General features: G+C 37.3%; 13 protein-coding genes. 7 read left to right on the top strand and 6 right to left on the bottom strand.

Annotation, left to right across the window (positions count from 1 at the left end; translation table 11 throughout):
- Positions 1-156: 156 nt before the first annotated feature.
- From ACH3O9_RS04505 to ACH3O9_RS04520, 4 genes are all read right to left on the bottom strand, one after another.
- Positions 157-1011: a pseudouridine synthase gene (locus ACH3O9_RS04505; RefSeq protein WP_416444811.1), complete on the bottom strand. Its 855-nt coding sequence runs from the start codon at positions 1009-1011 to the stop codon at positions 157-159.
- A gap of 130 nt (positions 1012-1141) precedes the next feature.
- On the bottom strand, positions 1142-2053 hold the full coding sequence (locus tag ACH3O9_RS04510) for a geranylgeranylglycerol-phosphate geranylgeranyltransferase (RefSeq protein ID WP_416444813.1): 912 nt from the start codon (positions 2051-2053) through the stop codon (positions 1142-1144).
- A gap of 41 nt (positions 2054-2094) precedes the next feature.
- Positions 2095-3033, bottom strand: a complete 939-nt coding sequence (locus tag ACH3O9_RS04515) for a mevalonate kinase (RefSeq protein WP_416444815.1) — start codon at positions 3031-3033, stop codon at positions 2095-2097.
- Between the two features lie 25 nt (positions 3034-3058).
- Complete coding sequence (locus tag ACH3O9_RS04520) at positions 3059-4144, bottom strand: diphosphomevalonate/mevalonate 3,5-bisphosphate decarboxylase family protein (protein ID WP_416444817.1); 1086 nt, start codon at positions 4142-4144, stop codon at positions 3059-3061.
- Between the two features lie 107 nt (positions 4145-4251).
- On the opposite strand from ACH3O9_RS04520, the gene ACH3O9_RS04525 reads away from it, so the two are divergent.
- Positions 4252-4728, top strand: coding sequence for a TspO/MBR family protein (locus ACH3O9_RS04525; RefSeq protein WP_416444819.1), 477 nt, complete (start codon positions 4252-4254; stop codon positions 4726-4728).
- Here the strand turns inward: ACH3O9_RS04525 and ACH3O9_RS04530 are convergent.
- Positions 4725-5987 (bottom strand): NAD(P)/FAD-dependent oxidoreductase, encoded by a 1263-nt coding sequence (locus tag ACH3O9_RS04530; protein ID WP_416444821.1) that lies wholly within the window; start codon positions 5985-5987, stop codon positions 4725-4727. The two genes, ACH3O9_RS04525 and ACH3O9_RS04530, sit on opposite strands and share 4 nt — an antisense overlap.
- 479 nt (positions 5988-6466) lie before the next feature.
- On the opposite strand from ACH3O9_RS04530, the gene ACH3O9_RS04535 reads away from it, so the two are divergent.
- The 6 genes from ACH3O9_RS04535 (at position 6467) to ACH3O9_RS04560 (ending at position 20255) form a co-directional block, all read left to right on the top strand.
- Entirely contained in the window at positions 6467-9556 is a 3090-nt protein-coding gene (locus ACH3O9_RS04535; protein WP_416444823.1) for a SusC/RagA family TonB-linked outer membrane protein, read from the top strand.
- Positions 9557-9567: 11 nt separating this feature from the next.
- The gene (locus tag ACH3O9_RS04540; protein WP_416444825.1) at positions 9568-11097 is read left to right on the top strand and encodes a RagB/SusD family nutrient uptake outer membrane protein; all 1530 of its coding nucleotides are present in this window, start codon (positions 9568-9570) and stop codon (positions 11095-11097) included.
- Between the two features lie 300 nt (positions 11098-11397).
- Positions 11398-14754, top strand: coding sequence for a VCBS repeat-containing protein (locus tag ACH3O9_RS04545; protein ID WP_416444827.1), 3357 nt, complete (start codon positions 11398-11400; stop codon positions 14752-14754).
- Positions 14744-18010: a VCBS repeat-containing protein gene (locus ACH3O9_RS04550; RefSeq protein ID WP_416444829.1), complete on the top strand. Its 3267-nt coding sequence runs from the start codon at positions 14744-14746 to the stop codon at positions 18008-18010. The genes ACH3O9_RS04545 and ACH3O9_RS04550 overlap by 11 nt, the downstream gene beginning before the upstream one ends.
- Positions 18010-19362: a vanadium-dependent haloperoxidase gene (locus ACH3O9_RS04555; protein WP_416444831.1), complete on the top strand. Its 1353-nt coding sequence runs from the start codon at positions 18010-18012 to the stop codon at positions 19360-19362. Before ACH3O9_RS04550 ends, ACH3O9_RS04555 begins: the two co-directional genes overlap by 1 nt.
- Positions 19362-20255 (top strand): GyrI-like domain-containing protein, encoded by an 894-nt coding sequence (locus ACH3O9_RS04560; protein WP_416444833.1) that lies wholly within the window; start codon positions 19362-19364, stop codon positions 20253-20255. The genes ACH3O9_RS04555 and ACH3O9_RS04560 overlap by 1 nt, the downstream gene beginning before the upstream one ends.
- Before the next feature lie 47 nt (positions 20256-20302).
- On the opposite strand, the gene ACH3O9_RS04565 is transcribed toward ACH3O9_RS04560, so the two are convergent.
- Positions 20303-22609: a glycoside hydrolase family 65 protein gene (locus ACH3O9_RS04565; protein WP_416444835.1), complete on the bottom strand. Its 2307-nt coding sequence runs from the start codon at positions 22607-22609 to the stop codon at positions 20303-20305.
- Between the last annotated feature and the right edge of the window lie 2 nt (positions 22610-22611).

Raw genomic sequence — 22611 nt, forward strand, 5'->3', positions numbered from 1 at the left:
GTGTTTGTTCTATATATATAATTTCTACCAACGACTGTGGATAAAAGCTCTTTTTTTACTGTATTAATATTAAGCAAAAGAAGTAAATAAAACTGAAAAAAAAAGGGTTCATCAAAATTAATTGAAAAACCCTTGTTCTATGCGTGATATAAAGGTTTATACCATCATAAGATTATTGATTTCCTGCTGACTTAAGTGTCTATACTTACCTCTGGGAAGGTCCTTTTTAGTTAATGTACCAATAGTGACACAATCTACCCGAACCACCTGATACCCTAAATGCTCAAACATTGTTCTAATAACACTGTTGCCGGTATGTTTAATTTTAAGACCTATTTCCTTTTTAGGCGCTCCATCTACAAAACTTATATCGTCTACTGTGATAGTTTTGCCTTCTACCGTAAGACCTTTTCTAATCTTATCTACATCATCACCCTTTAGATTTTTATCTAATTCTATGTGAAAAAGACGCGGCAGCCCACTTTTAGAATTAGTTAGCTTCTGTGTGATCTTATCATCATTTGTAAACAAAAGCAACCCTGTAGCATTGCGACCAAGACGGCCTATAGGTTTAACTCTGGCGCTTGTAGCACTGGCAACAAGATCCATTACCGTCATACCCTTAGAATTACTCGTGGTAACAGAAAAACCTTTTGGCTTATTTAAAAGCACGTATGCTTTAGGTTCAGGATTAATACGACGCCCGTCAAAGCGTACATCATCATCAATATTTACCTTGTAACCCATCTCATTAATAACCTCACCGTTAACAGTAACCTGCCCGGTAGAGATGTATAAATCTGCTTCGCGGCGTGAACAAACGCCGCTATTTGCAATATATTTATTCAAACGGATTCCCCCGCCACTTTCACTTTTAGTTTCAGACCTGCTACTATTGGCCTGATTTTTCTTAATGGGAGCATTTCCTCTTGAATTGCTATGACCCCGTTTTCCATTGCTACCGCGGCCTGAAGCTGTTCCTCCTTTATTACTCTCCTGATGTCTGCTCATTACTAATTATATTTTTGCAAAGGTACGCAATTTAAGAACCCCTTAATTATGAAAGTATAAACACCTTTTCCTGATTAAAAAAATCGGTAGAAAGGATGAAAAATCGGCTTTTTTATACTGTTTTTAGAGTCTAAAATATTCTATGAATAACAACTGCAGGATCTATAAGAAGAATACTAAAAACCCCGGCCACAATTATAAATTTTAAAATATTATGAAGTACTAGATAATGTAATCTGGCTCTTGATCTCCACAGCAGGGCAAGAAAAATGATAAGCAGTAAAAAACAAGCATAAAAAAAGTAATGCATGTACCCTACATCAAACTTGTTTATCAAAAGGTATATGGGTAAAATCGTAAAAAGCCCCAGTGCAGTTAAAATTAGTTTAGCATAGCGCTCTCCCAGAACAATGGGAATCGTCCTGTAATTCAAAGCGAGATCGCCTTTTAGATTTTCTAGATCTTTAACTAGTTCTCGCATTGTAATTATAAGAAACAAAAATGTTGCATGTACAAAAATGACAGTGTAGAAGTTTCCGTAATAGATAAATACTGCGAAAAAAGGTGTGATTGAAAGTATGGCAGAAGTAAGGTTTCCTACAAATGTTATTTTCTTCAGCTTATGCGAATACAACCAAATTCCGAAAATATATATCGAAAAGAATAAAACTGCTCTAAATGATACATAACTTGCCACTACTACTGAAAGAAAATTGATCACAAAATAAAATGTGAGCATTTTGTTCTGACTAACCAGATGATCAAGTTTAGTCTTATGCGGCCTGTTTATAAGGTCTTTTTCAGTATCATAAAAACTATTGATTATGTAGCCACCCGCAATTACCATTGCAGATGAGAGTACAAGCAGAAAAAGATTAGTATCAAAAAGAACCTCGCGCAAAGGCAAGCCTGGTGCAAGTATGTAAATTGATGCCAGATATTGCGCTAAAACTATAATAAGGATATTATAAACGCGCGCAACCGAGAATAAACTGAAGAATTTGAGAAGTAAAAGTTTATTTCTTCGGTTTATTAAAGACATAAAAATGAATTTTACAGATTTCCCCGAAAAAAGAAAGCAGTTTAAAAACTATAGACAACCTCTACTTTATGACCTTTAAGTGATTTTCTGGCTTTATCAATATCTTCGGTAAAACCTAAAATATAACCACCACCACCAGAACCGCAAAGTTTGAGGTAATAGTCATTAGACTCAAGACCCTTTTGCCATAGTTCATGAAACTTTGCAGGGATCATAGGTTTAAAGTGATTAAGCACCGTTTTAGAAAGTTGCTTTACGTTACCAAAAAGAGATTTTACATCACCTTTCAGAAAATCTTCAACACAGGCATCTGTATGCTTAACAAATTGATCTTTAAGCATTTTTCTAAAACCTTCCTGCTTCATATTTTCCATAAAGATATTTACCATAGGAGCAGTTTCTCCTACAATACCACTATCTAATAAAAATACAGCTCCTTTACCATTAAGTGTTTGAGAAGGTATCCCGGCAGGTTCTATATCATCTTTACTATTTATTAAAATAGGAAGACTCAGGTAACTATTCAAAGGGTCAAGCCCGGAAGACTTACCGTGAAAGAAAGACTCCATTTCCCCAAATATTTTTTTCAGGGTTAGTAATTTATCTCTGGTAAGATTTTCAAGAATCGTTATTTTATCAAAGGCATACTTATCATAGATAGATGCTACAAGCGCCCCACTGCTGCCTACGCCATAACCCTGAGGTATTGTACTGTCAAAGTACATCCCAGAATCAACATCGGCTTTTAGGCGATCTATGTCAAAAGTAACAAGCTTTGGATTTTCGTTTTGCAGATTCTCAAGATAAACAGCAAACCTTTTAAGACTATCATTAGACTTTTGTGAAGCTTCTGATAAATTATCTTCAACCTTTAGTGCTCCTTTGTAGAAGTTATAGGGAATAGATAAACCCTTAGAATCCTTAATGATACCATATTCACCAAAGAGCAGGATTTTAGAATAAAATAAAGGTCCTTTCATAGATACCGATTAGTAAGCAACAAAATTACAACTTTCTCGCACCATTACCCACATTATCACAAATATACTGTCCGTTTTGGCAATATTTAACGAGTTCGTTTTTTATAAAATCGAGTACTTTTTCGGTTTCAGCTGCAGGGTAAAGCACGTGAACATTAGCCCCCGCATCAAGCGTGAAACTTACAGGAGTACCGGTTTCTCGTCTAAAATTCCAGATTTTCTCAATTACCTGAAGGGTATTTGGTTTCATTAAAATAAAGTACGGGCTGCTGGTCATCATCATCGCATGTAATGTCAACGCTTCTCTTTCTACAAGATGCATAAAAGCATCAAGATCACCACTTTTAAGTATAGGCACAATATCTGTCATATGCATATAAGCCTGATCAAATCGAGCAGGTGCAAAAGGGTGATTGTTCATTAAATTATGACCTACTGTACTGCTTACCTGCTTCTCACCTTTGTCAACCATAAGTATAGTATCCTGGTAATCTTCAAAAACAGGATGAAGCTCATGCGAAAATTTGACGCCATACAAATTACTGCTACCTCTAAATTCTTCATGCTCTCCCCACACAACAAGCGGCCCTGTTAAACTTCTGCACGCACTACCAGAACCTAAACGAGCCAGAAATGATGCTTTCTCATTAAAATGATCTACAGACATATTGGGCTGCAACTGCTTTTCCATCTCCATAAGGCAAAGTGCAAGAGCACTCATGCCGCTGGCAGATGATGCTATACCAGAACTATGCGGAAAACTATTTGATGTAGCTATCTTAAATTTATATTCACTTATAAAAGGAACATAATCTTCTATTCTATGAAAGAATTGCTCGATCTTAGGTTCAAAGCCCGGCTTAGGCTCTCCATCCAGATAAATCTCAAAATCAAATGATCCCTTCTTGCTTTTTTCCAGTTTTTGAAAAGAAACTCGCGTTTGTGTTTTACAGGTATTTAGTGTAAAACTAATTGATGGATTCTTAGGAAGCTGGTTACCGTATTTTCCCCAGTACTTGATCAATGCAATATTACTAGGCGATTCATAGCCTACAGATGAACCGGAAATAGCATGGGTATAAGCCTTTGGCAGAAATTTATTTTCAATCATGCTGCAAATATATAAGGTTATAAGAAAGCAGAAAACAAGTACTTAATTTATTAAACCCATATTTTAATGCCATTTATTTTTTACATTTAGCACTCAACCAACCTACTATGGATCTAAAACTCATAATTAGAGCCTCTATTGCTGTGACAGCATGTCTGCTTGTGGGCTTTTTTAGTTCTATCGCAATTGAGAGCAGTGTTAATAACTGGTTTTTGGCATTAAATAGGCCGATTTTTGACCCGCCTACGTGGGTTTTTGCTCCTGCCTGGATCTTTTTATACGTGGTTATGGGCATCGCCGCCGGCATCGTATGGAATAAAGGTTTTTATCATAAATGGGTTAAAACCGCGCTTTATCACTTTGGCTTTCAGCTTATTCTCACCGTTTCTTGGAGTGTTGTTTTTTTTGGCTTAAAAGCCTTATTACCTGCACTACTAATTGCTTTTACATTATTTATAGTACTTCTCTTTACCTACAAATGGTTTAGAATAGTAGATCCCCGAGCAGGTTATTTTCTTATACCATATATAATATGGACAGTCTATACGGTAGTATTCAATTTTGAGATCTGGCGATTAAACTAATCTGCAGATGCTGCAATTATACCTTTTGCTGCCAGAAAACCACTAGTCCAGGCGTTTTGAAAATTAAAGCCTCCGGTGATTGCATCAACATTAAGTACTTCACCGGCAAAAAATATCGCCGGAATTACTTTGCTTTCAAAAGTTTTAAAATTCACTTCCTTAAGATCTACACCGCCGGCAGTCACAAACTCTTCCTTAAAAGTGCTTTTTCCGTTTACACGAAAGATACCAGCGTGCAATTCATCACAAAGATTATTGAGTTGTTCTCTGTTTAAATCTGCCCAGCGGGCATTTGCATTAATTGCTGAAGCCTCAACCAGATTTTTCCAAAGACGTTTAGAAAGTTCAAACTGGCTATAAGTAGTTACTAACTGCCTGGCGTAATCTAATTTGAATTGTTGTAAATTTTCATAAATAACTTCGCGCTCTAGCTGCGGTAACCAGTTTACACGAATTTTGAATTTGTATTGATCTTGATGCAATGCGATTGCACCCCAGGCCGAAAGTTTAAGAATAGCAGGACCACTCATACCCCAATGCGTTATTAATAACGGCCCTGTAGAGCCACCTCTGTCTGCACGGCCGCCGTCTTTTAATTTGAGAATATTTTCCTTTTCATCTAAAAGTTCAACAAAAGCATTAGTCGCTACCCCGGGTAAATCTGTAATACGTTTATCTTTAATATTAAAAGTAAATAAAGAAGGTACAGGGGCAATAACTGCATGCCCAGAGTGCTCAAGTAATTTCCACATTTTAGGATTACTTCCAGTAGCCAGAACTAAATACTGACATATAAAAACCGAATTTTTGGTCTCTAAATGCCAATTTTTACCTGTTTTAGTGAGGTTTTTCACAGCCTCACCGGTGAGAATATCAATATTTAAGCGATTAGCTTCTTCAAGAAAACAATCTATTATGGTCTGTGAAGAATCAGTCACAGGAAAAACGCGACCATCTTCTTCTACCTTGAGTTCTACCCCGCGTTCTTCAAACCACGCCATAGTATCTCCTGTCATAAAATGATGAAAGGGACCCAGCAATTCTCTTTCACCTCTGGGATAATTTTGGGTTAACGGTTTAGGCATAAACTCGGCATGAGTAACATTACACCTGCCGCCACCAGAAATGCGCACTTTATTTAAAACTTCTTTACTTCTCTCAAGTATTGCTATTTTAAAATGCTGCGCTTCATTTGCAAGATTTATTGCGGTAAAAAAACCTGCAGCTCCTCCTCCTATTATAATTACATCATATTTCACAGGTGACAAAGATAACAGATAGCTGAAGATTCGCTTAAAGCGAAATTTTCTTTTTTATATATAAATAGACTAGTATTTATTCGTTGATACGCCTGATTTGCATTTTTGCAGGCTTTGGGATAGACCTGAAAATCATGCAATCGATTTCCAATTATGTATGAGACCGTTATAAGAAAATTTTTAATCAACATACAATCTCACTAAAACGTTGTAGTACAGGATTTATTTTAAAATAGTATCAAAAAATGACAAATTATGATACAAAACCGCCCGTTTTACGTAAAATATCAGCAATTTTGAGTATTATTGCCATATTAATAATTTAACTCAATAATATTATAGAATAACTGTAAATAGTACGTTTTAAACACTAAATCGTTTTCGCTACTCAAACGTTGTATTTTGAGATTTTAATATTTCTTTAAGAATATTTGACAGGCGTGAGCACCAATCAAACAATTCAATTTAAATTCTAACACATGAAGCAATTATTTATTAAAAGTATACTGCTTGTTTCTGGTTTTTTATTGATGGGAATGGCACAGGCGCAGACCGTGACCGGAACCGTATCAGAATCAAACGGACCTTTGCCTGGGGCGAATGTTCTTGTAAAAGGCACAACTAACGGTGCCACTACAGACTTCGATGGCAATTATACTTTAAACAATGTACCAAGTGACGCGATTCTTGTAATTAGTTACGTAGGTTTCACCACACTTGAAGTTGCAGTAAACGGAAGAAGTACCGTTGATGCAGTCTTGCAGGAAGACGCTAATGCCTTAGAAGAGGTTGTCGTAATAGGTTACGGCACACAGTCTGTTAAAGATGCTACGGGAGCAGTTTCTGTAGTCTCATCAGAGTCATTTAATAAAGGTGTTATTTCATCACCAGAACAATTGATTCAGGGTAAAACCGCCGGGGTACAGATAACCCAGTCAAGCGGTGAGCCAGGAGCCGGAGTGCAGGTGCGTATACGAGGTACTGCCTCTGTGCGTTCTAATAACAACCCGTTATTTGTAGTTGATGGTGTGCCATTAGCAGGAGATGATACTTCTGCAGGTGGTGAAGACATTGGGGCAGGATCTAGTTCTGCAAGAAACCCACTTAGTTTCTTAAACCCAAATGATATTGAGAGTATGAGTATCTTAAAAGATGCTTCTGCAACTGCAATCTATGGTTCTCGTGGAGCTAATGGTGTAGTAATTATAACAACTAAAAGTGGTAGAGCTGCAGGTGGCGGTTTGTTTGAATTCTCAACAAACACAAGTTACTCAACTCCGGCAGAACGCTATGACCTTTTAAACAAAGAGCAATACCTTAATGCTGTGACTCAATACGGTGGTGATGCTTCTGGTTTAGATTATGGTGGTGATACAAACTGGCAGGATGTTGTGTTGAGAAATACACTTTCTATCAATCATAACCTCGCTTATTCTAATAGCTACGATTCTGGTTATGTACGTGGATCTTTTGGTTACACACAACAAAATGGTGTGGTTGAAAATTCTGATCAGGAAAAACTTACCGGACGAATCAATGCATCACAGCGCTTTTTTAACGATAAGCTGAAAATTAATTTTGGCGGAACATACTCACGCGTAAATGATGTGGCTCCTCTTATTAGTAATAACGCTGGTTCTACCGGGGATCTATTAGGTGCTGCTTATTTTGCAAATCCTACATGGCCAGATGATCCAGACTTCTCTACTGGTGGTGGTGAACTAGTACCTTCTCAGCTTTTAGCTTATTATAAAGACGAGGCACACACTAACCGTGTTCTTGCAAATCTATCTGCAGAATATAATATTCTTGATAATTTAAAAGCAAGAGTTAGTGTAGGTTTTGACCAGTCTGACAGTGATAAGAACCAAACCCTTTCAAGTCAGGTTACAGGTTTTACAAACGGTACACCGGGTAATGGCCGCGGTGCTTTCTTAGAAGTATTTACAAAGTCTAAATTATTAGATTTTACACTTAACTATACCAAAGAATTTGAAAATTCAAATTTTGAAGCTCTTGTAGGTTTCTCTTATCAGGAGTTTTTGAGAAGTGGTAAAACAGTTCTTGGTTTTGGTTACAACACAACAGATTTAAATGGAATGGCTTCTCAACTTGAGAATTCAGCAAAAACTATAGAGCAATCAATTGCCGGTTCATATCAACAATATGGCTATGATGCTGATGGTTTATTTGTTAACCGTTTATTTCCTGAGATCGCTACTGAAACTGTAGATACACCAGGTGGCGTGCCATTAAAAGCCGTAAGTGGTAATTTATTCAATTATACTGACGAATTACAGTCATTCTTTGGTCGTCTTAACTACACGATAGCAGATAAATATCTTTTTACAGCTACTTTAAGAGTTGACGGTTCTTCACGTTTTGGTCCTAACAACAGTTACGGGTACTTCCCTTCTGGTGCTTTCGCCTGGAAGCTGAACAATGAAGATTTCATAGGTGAGCAATTCTCTACATTAAAATTAAGAGTAGGTTATGGTATCACAGGTAGCCAGGATGGTTTAGGTTATGGTAACTTTACTTATCGTGAGCGTTACGCTGGCATAAGCATAGATAACGGTGGTAACATTAATATACCAGGTACAGAAGTGGTTGCATTTCCTAATAAGGATCTTAAATGGGAACAAACATCTCAGGCCAACTTTGGTATCGACTTTGGTATTAACAATGACCGCTTTAATGGTTCTGTTGATGTGTACTATAAGAACACAACAGATTTACTGTTGAAAAAGGAGATCGCTCAACCTACTCCACAACCTTTCGCATTTGAAAATCTTGATGCTAAGGTCATAAACAAGGGTATTGAATTATCTCTTAACTATGACATTCTTCAAACTGAAGATTTAAACTGGAATGTAGGTCTTAACGTATCTTATAACAAAAACGAGGTACAGGATTTTGACGGCTTGATACAAACTGGTCAAATAAGTGGTAACGGTCTTACTAATGCATACGCTCAATTACTTGCAGGTGGTCAACCTTTATTTTCATTCTACCTGAGAGAATTTGGTGGCTTTGATGAAAATGGTATATCGGTTTACCCTGAAGGTGACGTTCAAAAATTTGTTGGCAAGAGTGCACTTCCAGATTACACAGGTGGTTTTAGCACCAGCTTAAGCTATAAGAACTTTGATGTAAATGCTTTCTTTGCAGGTCAATTTGGTCAATATGTTTATAATAACACTGCAAACGCTTACTTTACAGCAGGTATAATAGGTGTGGGTAAAAATGTTGTTACAGATGTTCTAACAAATGGTGAGTCTAAAGCAAATGCCGCTGATGTTTCTACCAGATTTTTAGAAAAAGGTGATTTTGTAAGACTTCAAAACCTTTCTTTAGGATATAGTTTAAACATGAAGAAAGATGGAATATTAAAGTCTATGCGCTTCTCTCTTACTGGACAAAACCTTTTTGTTATCACAGGATATTCAGGACTGGATCCAGAAGTAAACGTGCCTAAAGCTTTAAATGATATCCCATCATTAGGTATAGATTACACGACTTATCCCAGACCTAGAGTTTACACTTTTGGTTTAAGCGCAACGTTTTAAAAAAAAGAAATATGAAAACTATAAATCTTTACAAATTTTCAATAGGCTTTTTAATATTAGGGGCCGTGGGATGTACAGACTTAGAAATTGAAGAGACAGATTCTCGTTTTGGGAATCTATCTGGAGATTTCTCTGGAGTAGATGCTGATGCAAACCTGACTAACTTATATAACACACTTAGGGGTCAAATTTCTACACAAGAAAACCTGTATGCGCTTACAGAAGTAAGTTCAGACGAGCAGCTAGTTCCTACCCGCGGTACAGACTGGGGAGATAATGGGGTTTGGCGTAACCTTCATGCACACACATGGGATTCTAACCACAACTTCATTAAAGGAACATGGAACAATTTTAACCAGATGATCTTTAATGCGACTTCTATTATTGATAGCAGAAGTTCGCCTACAGAGCAACAAGCTGCAGAAGCAAAATTCATACGAGGATATTGTATGTTTCAGTTGCTAGATCTATTTGGTCAGGTTCCTTTTAGAACTCCAGATGAAGGGTCTGATGTGTATCCTTCTGTGATGTCGAGAGTAGAAGCTTTAGATTTCGTTTTAAACGATCTTAATGAAGCATTGCCAGTTTTACCAACTAGTGGCCCAAGTGCAGATTTAAATAAACCTACAAAAGCAGCAGTACGTTTCTTACTTGCTAAGATCTATTTAAATAAGCATATCTATTTAGGCACAGAAACTCCTGCATCTGCAGATATGACTGAGGTAGTAAATCTGGTGAATGCAATACAAGCAGACGGTTTTGCTTTACAGGAAGGATATTTTGATTTATTTACCGATGAGGTAAATACTGAAACTATCTATTTCACCACTTCTGATGTGGGTCCAAGAATCTGGAATACGTTGCATTACAAACAAAATTCACCAGATAACACCGGTGGAGGCTGGAATGGTTTTACAACTTTAGCCGAGTTCTATGACTTATTTGAAGGGGATCCTAACGTTAATGTACCAGGCTCAGGACAAGAAGAAAGAAGAGGTTTTGTGCCTACAGATGGTTCTCATTTAGGTATAGGTTACGGGTTTTTGATCAATCAACAATATGATGCAACCGGAGCTGCTATGACAGACCGTCCTGGTAATCCGCTGGCTTACACTAAAGATCTGCCGGGTCTTTTAGGTAACAACGAGATTACAGGGATACGCATTATTAAATACCACCCTGAAAATGGAGCGTTTGCTAATCATGAAGTTGTCTTCCGCTATGCAGATGTGCATCTTATGAAAGCCGAAGCAATTGCAAATGGCGGTACTTCAAGTGAAGACGCTCTTGTACTTGTAAATCAGTTAAGAACCTTAAGAGGAGCAACTCCTTTAGCATCACTATCTGATCAGGATATACTTGATGAAAGAGGTAGAGAATTATACGAAGAAATGTGGAGAAGAAATGATCTTATAAGATTCGGCCAATTCACGCAGCCTTGGGCATTTAAAGATAATACTGAAGACTTTAGAGTTTTATATCCTATTCCTGCAACTGCTATAATTACTAATCCTAATTTGGTCCAGAACCCGGGATATTAATTCATAAAATAAGGATACTGCAAAAGCCGTATCAAATAATTAAGTAGTGGGGTACAATCCTTCTTATGTTTAGCTGTATTATCGCTAACTAAGAAGGATTGTTTTTATATCCAGAACCTAATTTAAATAATAATTCTTCTACAGTTGTGATGATATAGTTGATGACACTACCATTTATCCTTAGAATAACAGTAATGTATACTTTTCAAAATTCTATAATATTTAGACTATTTAGTGCCAAAAAATAGTATTTCCAGTCATAGCTTCTTTACTTTTATAGAAAGTTAATTAATTCCTAAAATGAAGATTTCGTATTATAATAATATCCTCTTGTTATCTCTTTTTATTATTACAATTTCATGTAAAAATGAAGAGCAGCAACAATCTGATAATCCGGAAAAAGAAAAGCTTTTCTCCCTTTTATCTTCCGAGGAAACAGGTATTGATTTTTTGAATGAGGTAAAAAATCAGAAGGACTTTAATATTTTTAAATACCGAAATTTCTATAACGGGGGCGGCGTTGCCATAGGTGACATCAACAATGATGGCTTGCCTGATATTTACCTTACGGCGAATATGAAGCCTAATAAACTGTATTTGAATAAAGGAAATTTTCAGTTTGAAGATATTACAGAAAAAGCGGGCGTGGCAGGTAATAAACCCTGGTCTACAGGGGTAAATATGGTTGATATTAATCAGGATGGTTTGCTGGATCTCTATGTGAGTAATGCGGGAAATATGGAAGGTAATAATCACGATAATGATCTTTACATTAACAATGGTGATCTAACTTTTACAGAAAAAGCAGCCGAATATAACCTGGCTAAAACAGGTTTTAGTACCCATGCCACGTTTTTTGATTATGATAAAGATGGTGACCTTGATGCCTATATTTTAAATAACAGCAACATTCCTGTAAGCAGTTTGGGTTATGCAGAACAACGCGATGTACGAGCCCAGGATTGGGAAGGTGTTCCCGAAATATTTAGAGGTGTGGGTGACATGCTTTTGCGAAATGATAACGGGAAATTTGTAGACGTAAGCGAGGAAGCCCATATTTATGGAAGCTTAATAGGCTTTGGATTGGGCGTAGTAATTAGTGATTTTAATAATGATTTGTATCCTGACATATATGTCTCAAACGATTTCTATGAGCGTGATTACTTATATATCAATAATCAGGATGGCACGTTTACTGAAGATATAGAAAACTGGACCTCTCACCTATCGCTTTCGGCAATGGGTGTAGATGTGGCAGACATAAACAATGATGGTAACGCAGATATTTACATTACAGACATGCTTCCTGATGGCGATGAGCGCGTAAAGTCTGTAATGGAATTTGAAGGGTACAACGTCTTTAAACTGAAGCAAAAAAAGGATTTCTACCAGCAGTATATTCAAAATACGCTGCAACTAAATAATGGTAACCATACCTTTTCTGAAATTGCCAATTATAGCGGTGTAGAAAGTACTGACTGGAGTTGGGCCGGACTCATTTTTGATATGGACAATGACGGTTTTAGGGACATTTATGTAACTAACGGCATAAACCATGACTTAACAGATCTTGATTTTGTAGACTTTTTTGCTAACGACATTATTCAAAAAATGGCACTTACAGGCAAAAAGGAAGCTATAGATTCTATCATAAACAAAATGCCGGTTACTTTACTTGCTAACTATGCTTTTAAGAATAATAAAGACCTAAAATTTAAAAATGAAGCCGAAGAATGGGGCCTTAATATTCCCGGACTTTCTAACGGCTGCGCATACGGTGATCTTGATAATGATGGTGACCTTGATCTTATTGTTAATAACGTAAATATGGAAGCGTTTGTTTATCGTAACAATGCTGAAAAACTCACAAACAATAATTACTTAAAAATAAAACTGGTAGGCAAAGACGCTAATAAATTTGCGCTTGGCTCCTCTGTAAAACTATATTATAAAGATCAAATTGTTCTTCAGGAACTCTCCCCTTTTAGAGGCTTTCAATCATCAATGGATTATGTTATGGATATTGGCCTGGGAGATACAAAAATCATTGATTCCCTGCGTGTGATCTGGCCAGATGATTCTACTCAAAAGTTAGATTCTATCTCTGCAAATCAGTTACTTACCCTTAATCAATCTGATGCAAAATCGCATATTTTGGCACCAAAATCGGTTAAAAAGCAGCCATTATTGACCGAAATTCCAGAGAAAGAGCTGCAGATTCACAAAGAAAATAATTACACAGATTTTGATTATGAGGGTTTAATATCCCAAATGCTTTCACAAGAAGGTCCGGCGCTTGCTGTTGCAGATGTAAATAATGATGGCAACGAAGATACATTTATTGGTGGCGCAGAAATGCAGGCAGGCACGCTTTACCTTAACAAGGGTAACGGTAAATTAAAACCTACTAAGCAACCAGCATTAGCCGCAGACTCTAAGTATGAAGATACAGCTTCTGCCTTTTTTGATGCAGATGGAGATGGAGATATGGATCTTATTGTTGGCTCTGGTGGTAATGAGATAGGCAAGCAGAAAGAATATATTACACGCCTGTACCTCAACGATGGCAGAGGCAACTTTAGCAAATCTACAGCGCAGCTACCCACTAACGAAACAAATATTTCTATTATCGCTCCCTATGATTTTGATCAGGATGGCGATGTTGATGTTTTTGTAGGCTCACGTAGTGTTGTAGGCACATACGGCATCGATCCTAAACACCTTTTATTAGAAAATCAGGGCGATGGTACGTTTACAGATGCTACAGAAAAACTTGCCTACGATCTTAAAGATGCGGGTATGATCACCTATGCGATATGGGCAGATATTGATGGAGACAATAAAAAAGATCTGGTAACAGCTTCAGACTGGGGGTCACCAATGATCTTTAAGAATCTGGGCAAACGCCTTTCAAGACTCAAGACAGATCTTGACGATTACAAGGGCTGGTGGAATGTTGTTGAGGCAGCAGATCTTGATAATGATGGTGATATGGATCTGGTTGTAGGTAATAAAGGAAGTAACATCCCATATAAGACCTCAATGCAAAACCCAATGAAGATGTGGGTCAATGATTTTGACAACAACGGCACCATAGAGCAGCTTGTAACTCAGCATGCAAATGGTGGTGATTATCCGCTTCACATGAAGAAGGAGCTTACTACGCAACTTGTTTCGCTTAAAAAGAAAAATCTAAAAGCATCAGAGTATGCTAAAAAGACCATCCCTGAATTATTTTCTGACGAAACAATTAAAAATTCGCTGGTAAAAACAGCAACTATTTCTGAAACGATTGTTGCCGTAAATGATGGTAAAGGCAATTTTGAGGTGAAAATACTACCTGCCCGAGTTCAGTTTTCCTGTGTTTGTGGCATTTCATGTATTGACATTAATAAAGATGGAAATCTGGACCTCGTTTTAGGCGGAAATAACTACGAACTTAAACCGCAGTTCTCTCGCTTAGACGCCAGTTATGGCAGTGTTTTATTAGGAAATGGCAAAATGGATTTTAAGTGGGAAGATTATAATGACAGTGGTTTCTTCTTAAAAGACGAAGTAAAAAACCTGAAATTATTTAAAGATAAATCGGGTAAAACCTTCCTAATAGCGGCAATAAACAACCAAAAACCTAAGATTTTCGAAGTTAATGCGTTATAATTTAGTTCCTTATATATTAATTTTTTCTACCCTTTTTAGTTGCCAAAAAAAGAAAGGTGAGCTTTTTGAAAGTCCTGATGCTAAAACTACCGGCATCAATTTTATTAATCAACTTACCGAAACTAAAGATCAAAACATTCTCGATTATCTCTATTTCTACAATGGTGGCGGTGTAAGTATAGGCGATATCAACAACGATGGCCTGGCAGACATTTACTTTACAGGAAATCAGGTCGAGAACAAATTATACCTCAATAAAGGTAATTTCGTTTTTGAAGATATAACGGCAAAAGCCGGAGTTGCAGGCAGCAATTCATGGAGTACGGGTTCTACAATGGCAGATGTAAATGGTGATGGTAATCTCGATATTTATGTCTCGGCCGTTGTTGGGATCAATGGCTTTTTAGGCCACAACGAACTTTTTATTAATAATGGCGACCTCACCTTTACAGAAAGCGCTGAAAAATTTGGCTTAAATCTCGAAAATTACTCTTCTCAAGCCGCTTTTTTTGATGCAGATAATGACGGCGATCTTGATGTTTACATTCTAAATCACGCGATACACACCGTCGATTCATTTGGTCCCGCTTCCATAAGAAATAAACGTTCTGAAGAAAGTGGAGATAAATTAATGATCAATGAAAACGGAAAATTTGTAGATCACAGTGAGGAAGCAGGAATTTACGGTGGCGCAAATAGTTATGGCCTGGGCATCAGTACAGCCGATTTTAACAACGACGGTTTTACAGATATTTATATCAGTAACGATTTTCATGAAGATGATTATTATTACCTCAACAATGGTGACGGCACGTTTGCAGAAAGTCTGGGCAGTAATTTTGGACATACTTCCAGATTTTCTATGGGAAGTGATGTTGCAGATATAAATAACGATGGTTATTATGATTTGATGACGCTTGATATGTTGGCAGAAGATGAGAAGGTCTTAAAATCATCTGCCGGGGACGACAATGTAGATTTGCATAAAATGCGCATTGAGCGCTTGGGCTATCATCCTCAATATACGCGCAATATGCTTCAGCTTAATGAAAGCGGAAGTTACTTTGCAGAAACCGGATTGATGAGTGGTGTTGCAGCTTCAGACTGGAGTTGGGGAGCTCTTTTTGGCGATTACGATCGCGATGGGATTCAGGATATTTTCATAAGCAATGGTATTCCCAAGCGCCCTAATGATCTCGATTACATTAGATATACATCAAATGAGCAAATACGTCAAAAACTGGATCAAACACATTTAATAGATCAGGAAGCTTTAAAACAGATGCCTTCTGGTGCAGTGGTAAATTATACCTATAAAGGCAAGGCCGGCGGGATGTTTGAAAACCAGACCAAAAACTGGGCTGTACAGGATACTACTATTTCTACGGGAGCTGCTTACGGCGATCTTGACAATGACGGCGATCTTGATATTGTCACAAACAACATAAACTCTGCTCCTACCGTTTATAAAAATATTAGTGCTTCTGGTGGTTATCTCAATCTAAAGCTTAAAGCGAAAGGTGAAAATACGCAGGCACTTGGTGCGAAAGCAATTCTGTACACAGATAAAGGCAGACTGTACAGACAGCTTTACACAACTAAAGGATGGCAATCATCTTCACAAGCAATTATAAATTTTGGTTTTCCTTCGGAGACAAAAATTGACTCACTAATACTTATTTGGCCAGACCAAACTTTTGAAACACTAAAAAGTCCTGAAGCAAATCGCACCGTAGAAATAACACCTAAAACTAAAAGAGATACTATTGATTATCAGAAATTATTTCCTAACCGTTCAAAACACTGGTTTACTAAAGTAGAAGGCAATTTAGGAATCGATTTTGTGCATAAAGAAAACAATTTCACAGATTTTAATATGCAAAAGCTTATTCCGCATCAATTGTCAGACAACGATCCGGCAGTAAGTGTAGGAGATCTTAATGGCGATGGAACGGAAGACATATTCTTTGGTAGTTCGCGCTACCAGAAATCGAAGATTTACTATCAAACAAACGGAAGTTTTGAATCTGCTATTCCACAAAATATGGCTCAGGATTCTCTTGCTGAAGAAACATCCTCAACTATTGCCGATTTTAATAATGATGGTTTCAAGGATATTCTGGTAGCATCAGGCGGCGGGGAATCTGTTGGGAAAAGTGAACTACTTCTGGACCGTTTGTATTTAGGTGAGAAAGACGGCAGTTTTAAAAGAGATAGCCTATTTGTAGATACCCATGGTAACGCTTCTGTTATTCGTTCTGCTGACTACGATAATGATGGCGATTTAGACGTTTTTATAGGTGTAGACGCCGTTAATTACAATTATGGTGCGATGCCAGAATCATTTCTTCTTCAAAACAAAAATGGGAAATTCTCAAAAGTTCAGGAAGATCTCACTAGTAAATTAGGAATGATTACAGATGCTGTTTGGGATGATTATGACAACGATGGTGATCTTGACTTAGTGACTGTGGGTGAATGGACGGCACCTAAGTTTCTTCAAAACGATAACGGAAAATTTACCGATGTATCTGCCAATTTACTTTCTGAAAAACTAAACGGAATGTGGCAAACTATTTTACCGTTTGATATAGATGCAGACGGTGATACAGATTACATTCTGGGCAATTGGGGCTTAAACACAAAGCTAAACGCTTCCGCGGAAAATCCGTTAGTGATGTATTATGATGATTTTGATAATAATGGTATCACAGAGACCCTGATCGCTAAAGAGAAAAATGGGAAATATTACTTCTTGTATGGTCTTGATGAACTTGCCAGCCAACTTAACTTTTTAAAGAAAAAATTTACTACTTATAAAGATTTTGCCGGGAAAGATGTTGAGGAAGTTATGGGCCAAGAAATGCTTGATAAGGCTACAAAACTAGAAATTAACACATTAGCTTCCGGATATTTACAGAATGATAATGGTATTTTCCATTTTAAAAATTTCGATTCTCAATTACAATTATCTCCACTACGCAGCTTATTGGCTTTCGACTTTAATTATGATGGCAAAGAAGAAGTGCTTCTAGGTGGTAATTACTTTGGCATAACTCCATACCACGGTAAATTTGATTCATTTGCAGGAGCAATAATGACAAATTCTGGGGAAATTTTAGACGCCAACGCAATAGGTCTAAATTTCACCCAAAAAGCAGTAAAAAACCTCTCAATAATAAAAATTCTGCAGCAACCATATCTATTAGCGACATTCAATAATGATAGTGCAGAATTGTATAAACTTAATTTCTAATGAAAACCAGATTTCTCTTACCTCTCGTTTTTTCGGCATTGATTTTCTCGTGTAGTAAACAACCACAGCCTATCGCAATAACTGCAGAAGATTACCACAAAGCTATTGATAATGTGACTGCGATACAGGTGCATGATATTTTCTCGCCTCCTGTAGCAGCTCGTATATTTTCATACTCCAGCATTGCTGCCTATGAAGCAGTACAGGCAAGTAGTGACGATTATCAATCTCTTGGCGGCCAGCTTAGAGAACTTACACCTACGCCGCCGCCAGATGACACAACCGCATTAAATTACAGAGTTGCCGCGCTTGTTGCCTTTTATGACATTGCCAAACAACTTATTTTTTCTGAAGATCAAATAACCACTTACCGCGATAGTCTTTATACCGTCTGGGAAAAAGAGAATGAAACAAGTTATACCAATTCTAAAAATTACGGACTCAAAGTTGCCCAGCACATACGCTCCTGGATGGCGAAAGATATGTATGCCGAAACGCGCACAATGCCTAAATTCTCTGTGTATACAGAAGATGAGGGACGCTGGCAACCTACGCCGCCCGCATATATGGACGGTATTGAACCACACTGGAGTAAAATACGTCCCTTTCTATTAAAATCACCAGATCAATTTAAACCAATACCGCCACCAAAATTCTCAATGGAAGAAGGCACAAAATTTCATGATGAATTGATGGAAGTTTATAATACCAGAATGCATATTCAGGAAACCGGAGATAATGGGAAGGAAATTGGCATCGCTAAATTCTGGGATTGCAACCCATATGTTTCTACACAAAACGGGCACTTAATGTTTGCCACGAAGAAAATTACTCCCGGCGCACATTGGATTGGCATTACCAAAATAGCCTGTCGTAAAACCGATGCTGACTTTGAAAAAACCGTCGCTGCATACACAAAAACGGCGATTGCTATTTCAGATGGGTTCATTAGTTGTTGGGATGAGAAATACCGCAGTAACCTTATTCGCCCGGAAACTTTGATAAACAAATACATTGATGAAAGCTGGAAACCTGTCTTACAAACTCCGCCTTTCCCTGAGTACACAAGCGGGCATTCTGTAGTTTCCGGGGCTGCAGCCATAATTCTTACAGATATTTTTGGTGACAATTTCACTTTTGATGATGATACAGAAACTCCATACGGAATCCCCATACGCACTTTTAATTCTTTTAATGAAGCTTCTGCAGAAGCTGCTATTAGCAGAATGTATGGTGGCATTCATTATCGCGCAGCGATAGAACAAGGATTAAAACAAGGCAGATTATTAGGTAATTATGTAGTAGATAATCTGCATTTAACCACTAACAAACATAATCTTGCGATCAATTAATGGTTAAGCGTATAGTATTATCCTTGCTCATCCTTTTTGTATGCGTTGCCGGCTGGTATCTTTTTATTAAGGAATACGATTATCAGGTGAATTTTAAAGGTAATTATGGGCAGGCTTCTGTTTATTATGATCTCTTAGATGCTCAAAAAAGCAACGAGCAAAATCAAATATCAAAAAAGCCATTTAAGGAGATTTTAGAGAATAAACAATTAGGTGATACTCTTTTTACTTTTCAATGGCTACTTCAAACAGAGACAGATTCTACAACACACATAACTGTAAACATTAAAGATCGTACAAATCCTTTGGCAGCCAGAATAAGCGTACTAAACCCCTTTGATGACACCTATAGCTCGTATTTAAAAAAGTACTTTATTGAGCTAAAAAATGATCTTAAAGCAGCTCAATCTGCATATTCGGTAAACTTAAATAAGGAAAGAGAAGAATTTAAGGGGAGATATTGTGTGTGCGCTCAAGGCGAAAGCAAAACCGATCAAAAAGCTTCTGAAATGCTTGCACTAATGGGCGTGGTAGATCGTTTTTTTAATAAAAATCAGCTAAAACCCATTGATAATCCGCTTTTATGGATAGAAAATTGGAATAACTCTGAGAATAAGATTAATTTCCATTTCTGTTTCCCCATTAATAAATCAGACAGTCTGGTAGTTACGCCAGGCACTAGTCTTAAAATGCTACCTTCTTTTGAAGCTGAAACAGCAGAATTCACTGGAAACTACAAACTATCTCATCGCATTTGGGGTGACTTGCTTTTGAAATCTGATGCAGATGACATTCAGATTGATAAAAAAATCATTGAAGTTTATTACAATAATCCCATGACAGAAAGTAATTCTGAAACCTGGAAGTCAAAAATATACAGGCCTGTAAAATAAAAAATCCGGAATAAAATTCCGGATTTTCATATGATTTTGACCGATTTTTAAACGGTTACTGCTTCTTTTGAACTAACTGTCAATTCTTTTCCATTTACCAGAATATCGAGATCATCACCTTCATTAAGACTAAAACTGAACTTATCTTTAGTTATAGCTACTTTCAATATTTGATGTCTAAAGTTGATCTTAAAAGAAAAACCATCCCACGCCTCTGGCATTTTAGGTGAGAATGACAATTTATCATTTTCTATACGCATACCACCAAAACCTTCTACGACGCTCATCCACGTACCAGCCATACTGGTGATGTGCAAACCTTCGTGAACTTCCTTATTATAGTCATCAAGATCAAGACGTGATGTTCTTAAATAGAATGTGTAGGCTTGTTCCATCTTGTCAAGATCTGCCGCCAGAATAGAGTGTACACAAGGGCTTAGTGATGATTCATGAACTGTAAAAGGCTCATAAAAATCATAATGCTTAGATAGTTCATCTTTAGTAAAGCGATCACCAAAGAAATAAAAGCACTGTAATGTATCTGCCTGTTTAATATAAGGAGAACGTAAAATACGATCCCATGACCATTTTTGATTTATTGGTCTTTCTGTCTTGCTTAGATCTGCTACCGTAACAAGTTCTTTATCTAAAAAACCATCTTGTTGCAGGTAAATTCCTTTCTCTTCAGAATAAGGAAAATACATGTTTTCTGCTACTTCCTTCCAGTTAGCAATCTCGTCTCCCTGTAAATTGGTTTTTTCAGTAATGCGATTGTAATCTGAAGCACTTTCATCTGAAACCTTTGCAGCTTGTTCTGCGGCATACTCCAGACACCATTTGGCCAAATAATTTGTATAGAAATTATTATTTACGTTGTTTTCGTACTCATTAGGGCCGGTTACTCCCAGTATAACATATTTACCTTTTTGCGCAGAATAAGTAGCTCTTTGCTTCCAGAAACGAGCCACACCTATCATTACCTCAAGTCCTTTCTCAGGAATGTAGCTATAATCGCCTGTGTAGCGCACATAGTTGTAAATCGCAAAAATCATCGCGCCATTACGGTGTATCTCTTCAAAGGTGATTTCCCACTCGTTATGGCATTCTTCACCATTCATAGTCACCATTGGGTATAAAGCTGCTCCGTCTTTAAAACCTAATTTTTCGGCATTTTCTATTGCTTTATCAAGCTGATTATAGCGATAGGTCAACAAATTACGAGCAACTTGTTGATCTTTAGTAGCCATATAAAATGGTATACAATAGGCTTCTGTATCCCAATAAGTACTACCGCCATACTTCTCACCGGTAAATCCTTTTGGGCCAATATTCAGTCGGGCATCTTTACCCAGATATGTATTGTTAAGCTGCATGATATTAAACCTGATACCCTGCTGTGCTTTTATATCACCATCTATTGTAATATCTGCCATTGACCAGATATCTGCCCACGCTTTGATTTGATCTTTAAGCATAGTTTCATAACCGGCACTAACGGCTTGTTCTAAAACAGAATCTGCAGCGCTTAATAAATTGTCTTTGTCATGGTTAAAAGAAGTAACGTAACCGGCAAACTTATGAATCCCAAAAGTCTCTCCTTCTTTAATATCTGTCTCGTAGATATGACCTATATAGGTATCTGACTGATTCGTTTTTCGCGCAAGCGAAATTGGTCTGTCATTTACAGTAAGTTTATTGACCATCGCAGTGCACACATAGAAAAAGGTCTTCATGGTATGTGCCATGATATACGCTTTTTCTTTATCTTCTGTTACAGAAAGTGTGTTCCAGAATTGATCGTCCCAGTTTGTATCTTCATTAGTAATCCCACTGTCAAGGTAAGGCTCATAGCTTATGGTAACATCTTCATTAAGTGGCGTAATCTCATATTTTATTGCGCCCAGTTCATCCAGATCAAGACTTAAAAAGCGTTTTGCTTCTACCTTTACAGTTACGCCATTTGTGAGTGTGGCCTGAAAGCTACGCCCCAGCCAGCCCTCTTTCATATTTAATTCTCTGCGAAAGTTCTTAACTTCTGTGCAGGTATTTAAATCAAGCGACTCGCCATTTATTATTACTTTAATACCTATCCAGCTGGGTGCATTAAGCACTTTAGCAAAATATTCCGGGTAACCGTTTTTCCACCAGCCTACGCGCGTTTTATCTGGATAATAAACGCCGCCTATATAACTTCCCTGAAATGTTTTACCGCTGTAATCTTCTTCAAAATTAGCTCGTTGTCCCATCGCCCCATTACCAATACTAAAGAGACTTTCTGAAGATTTAACCCGGTCTTTCTCAAAACCTTCTTCTATGATTGACCACGGTGAGGGAACTATATAATCTTGATTCATGA

The organism is Leeuwenhoekiella sp. A16 (genome assembly GCF_047946675.1).
Lineage (GTDB): Bacteria > Bacteroidota > Bacteroidia > Flavobacteriales > Flavobacteriaceae > Leeuwenhoekiella.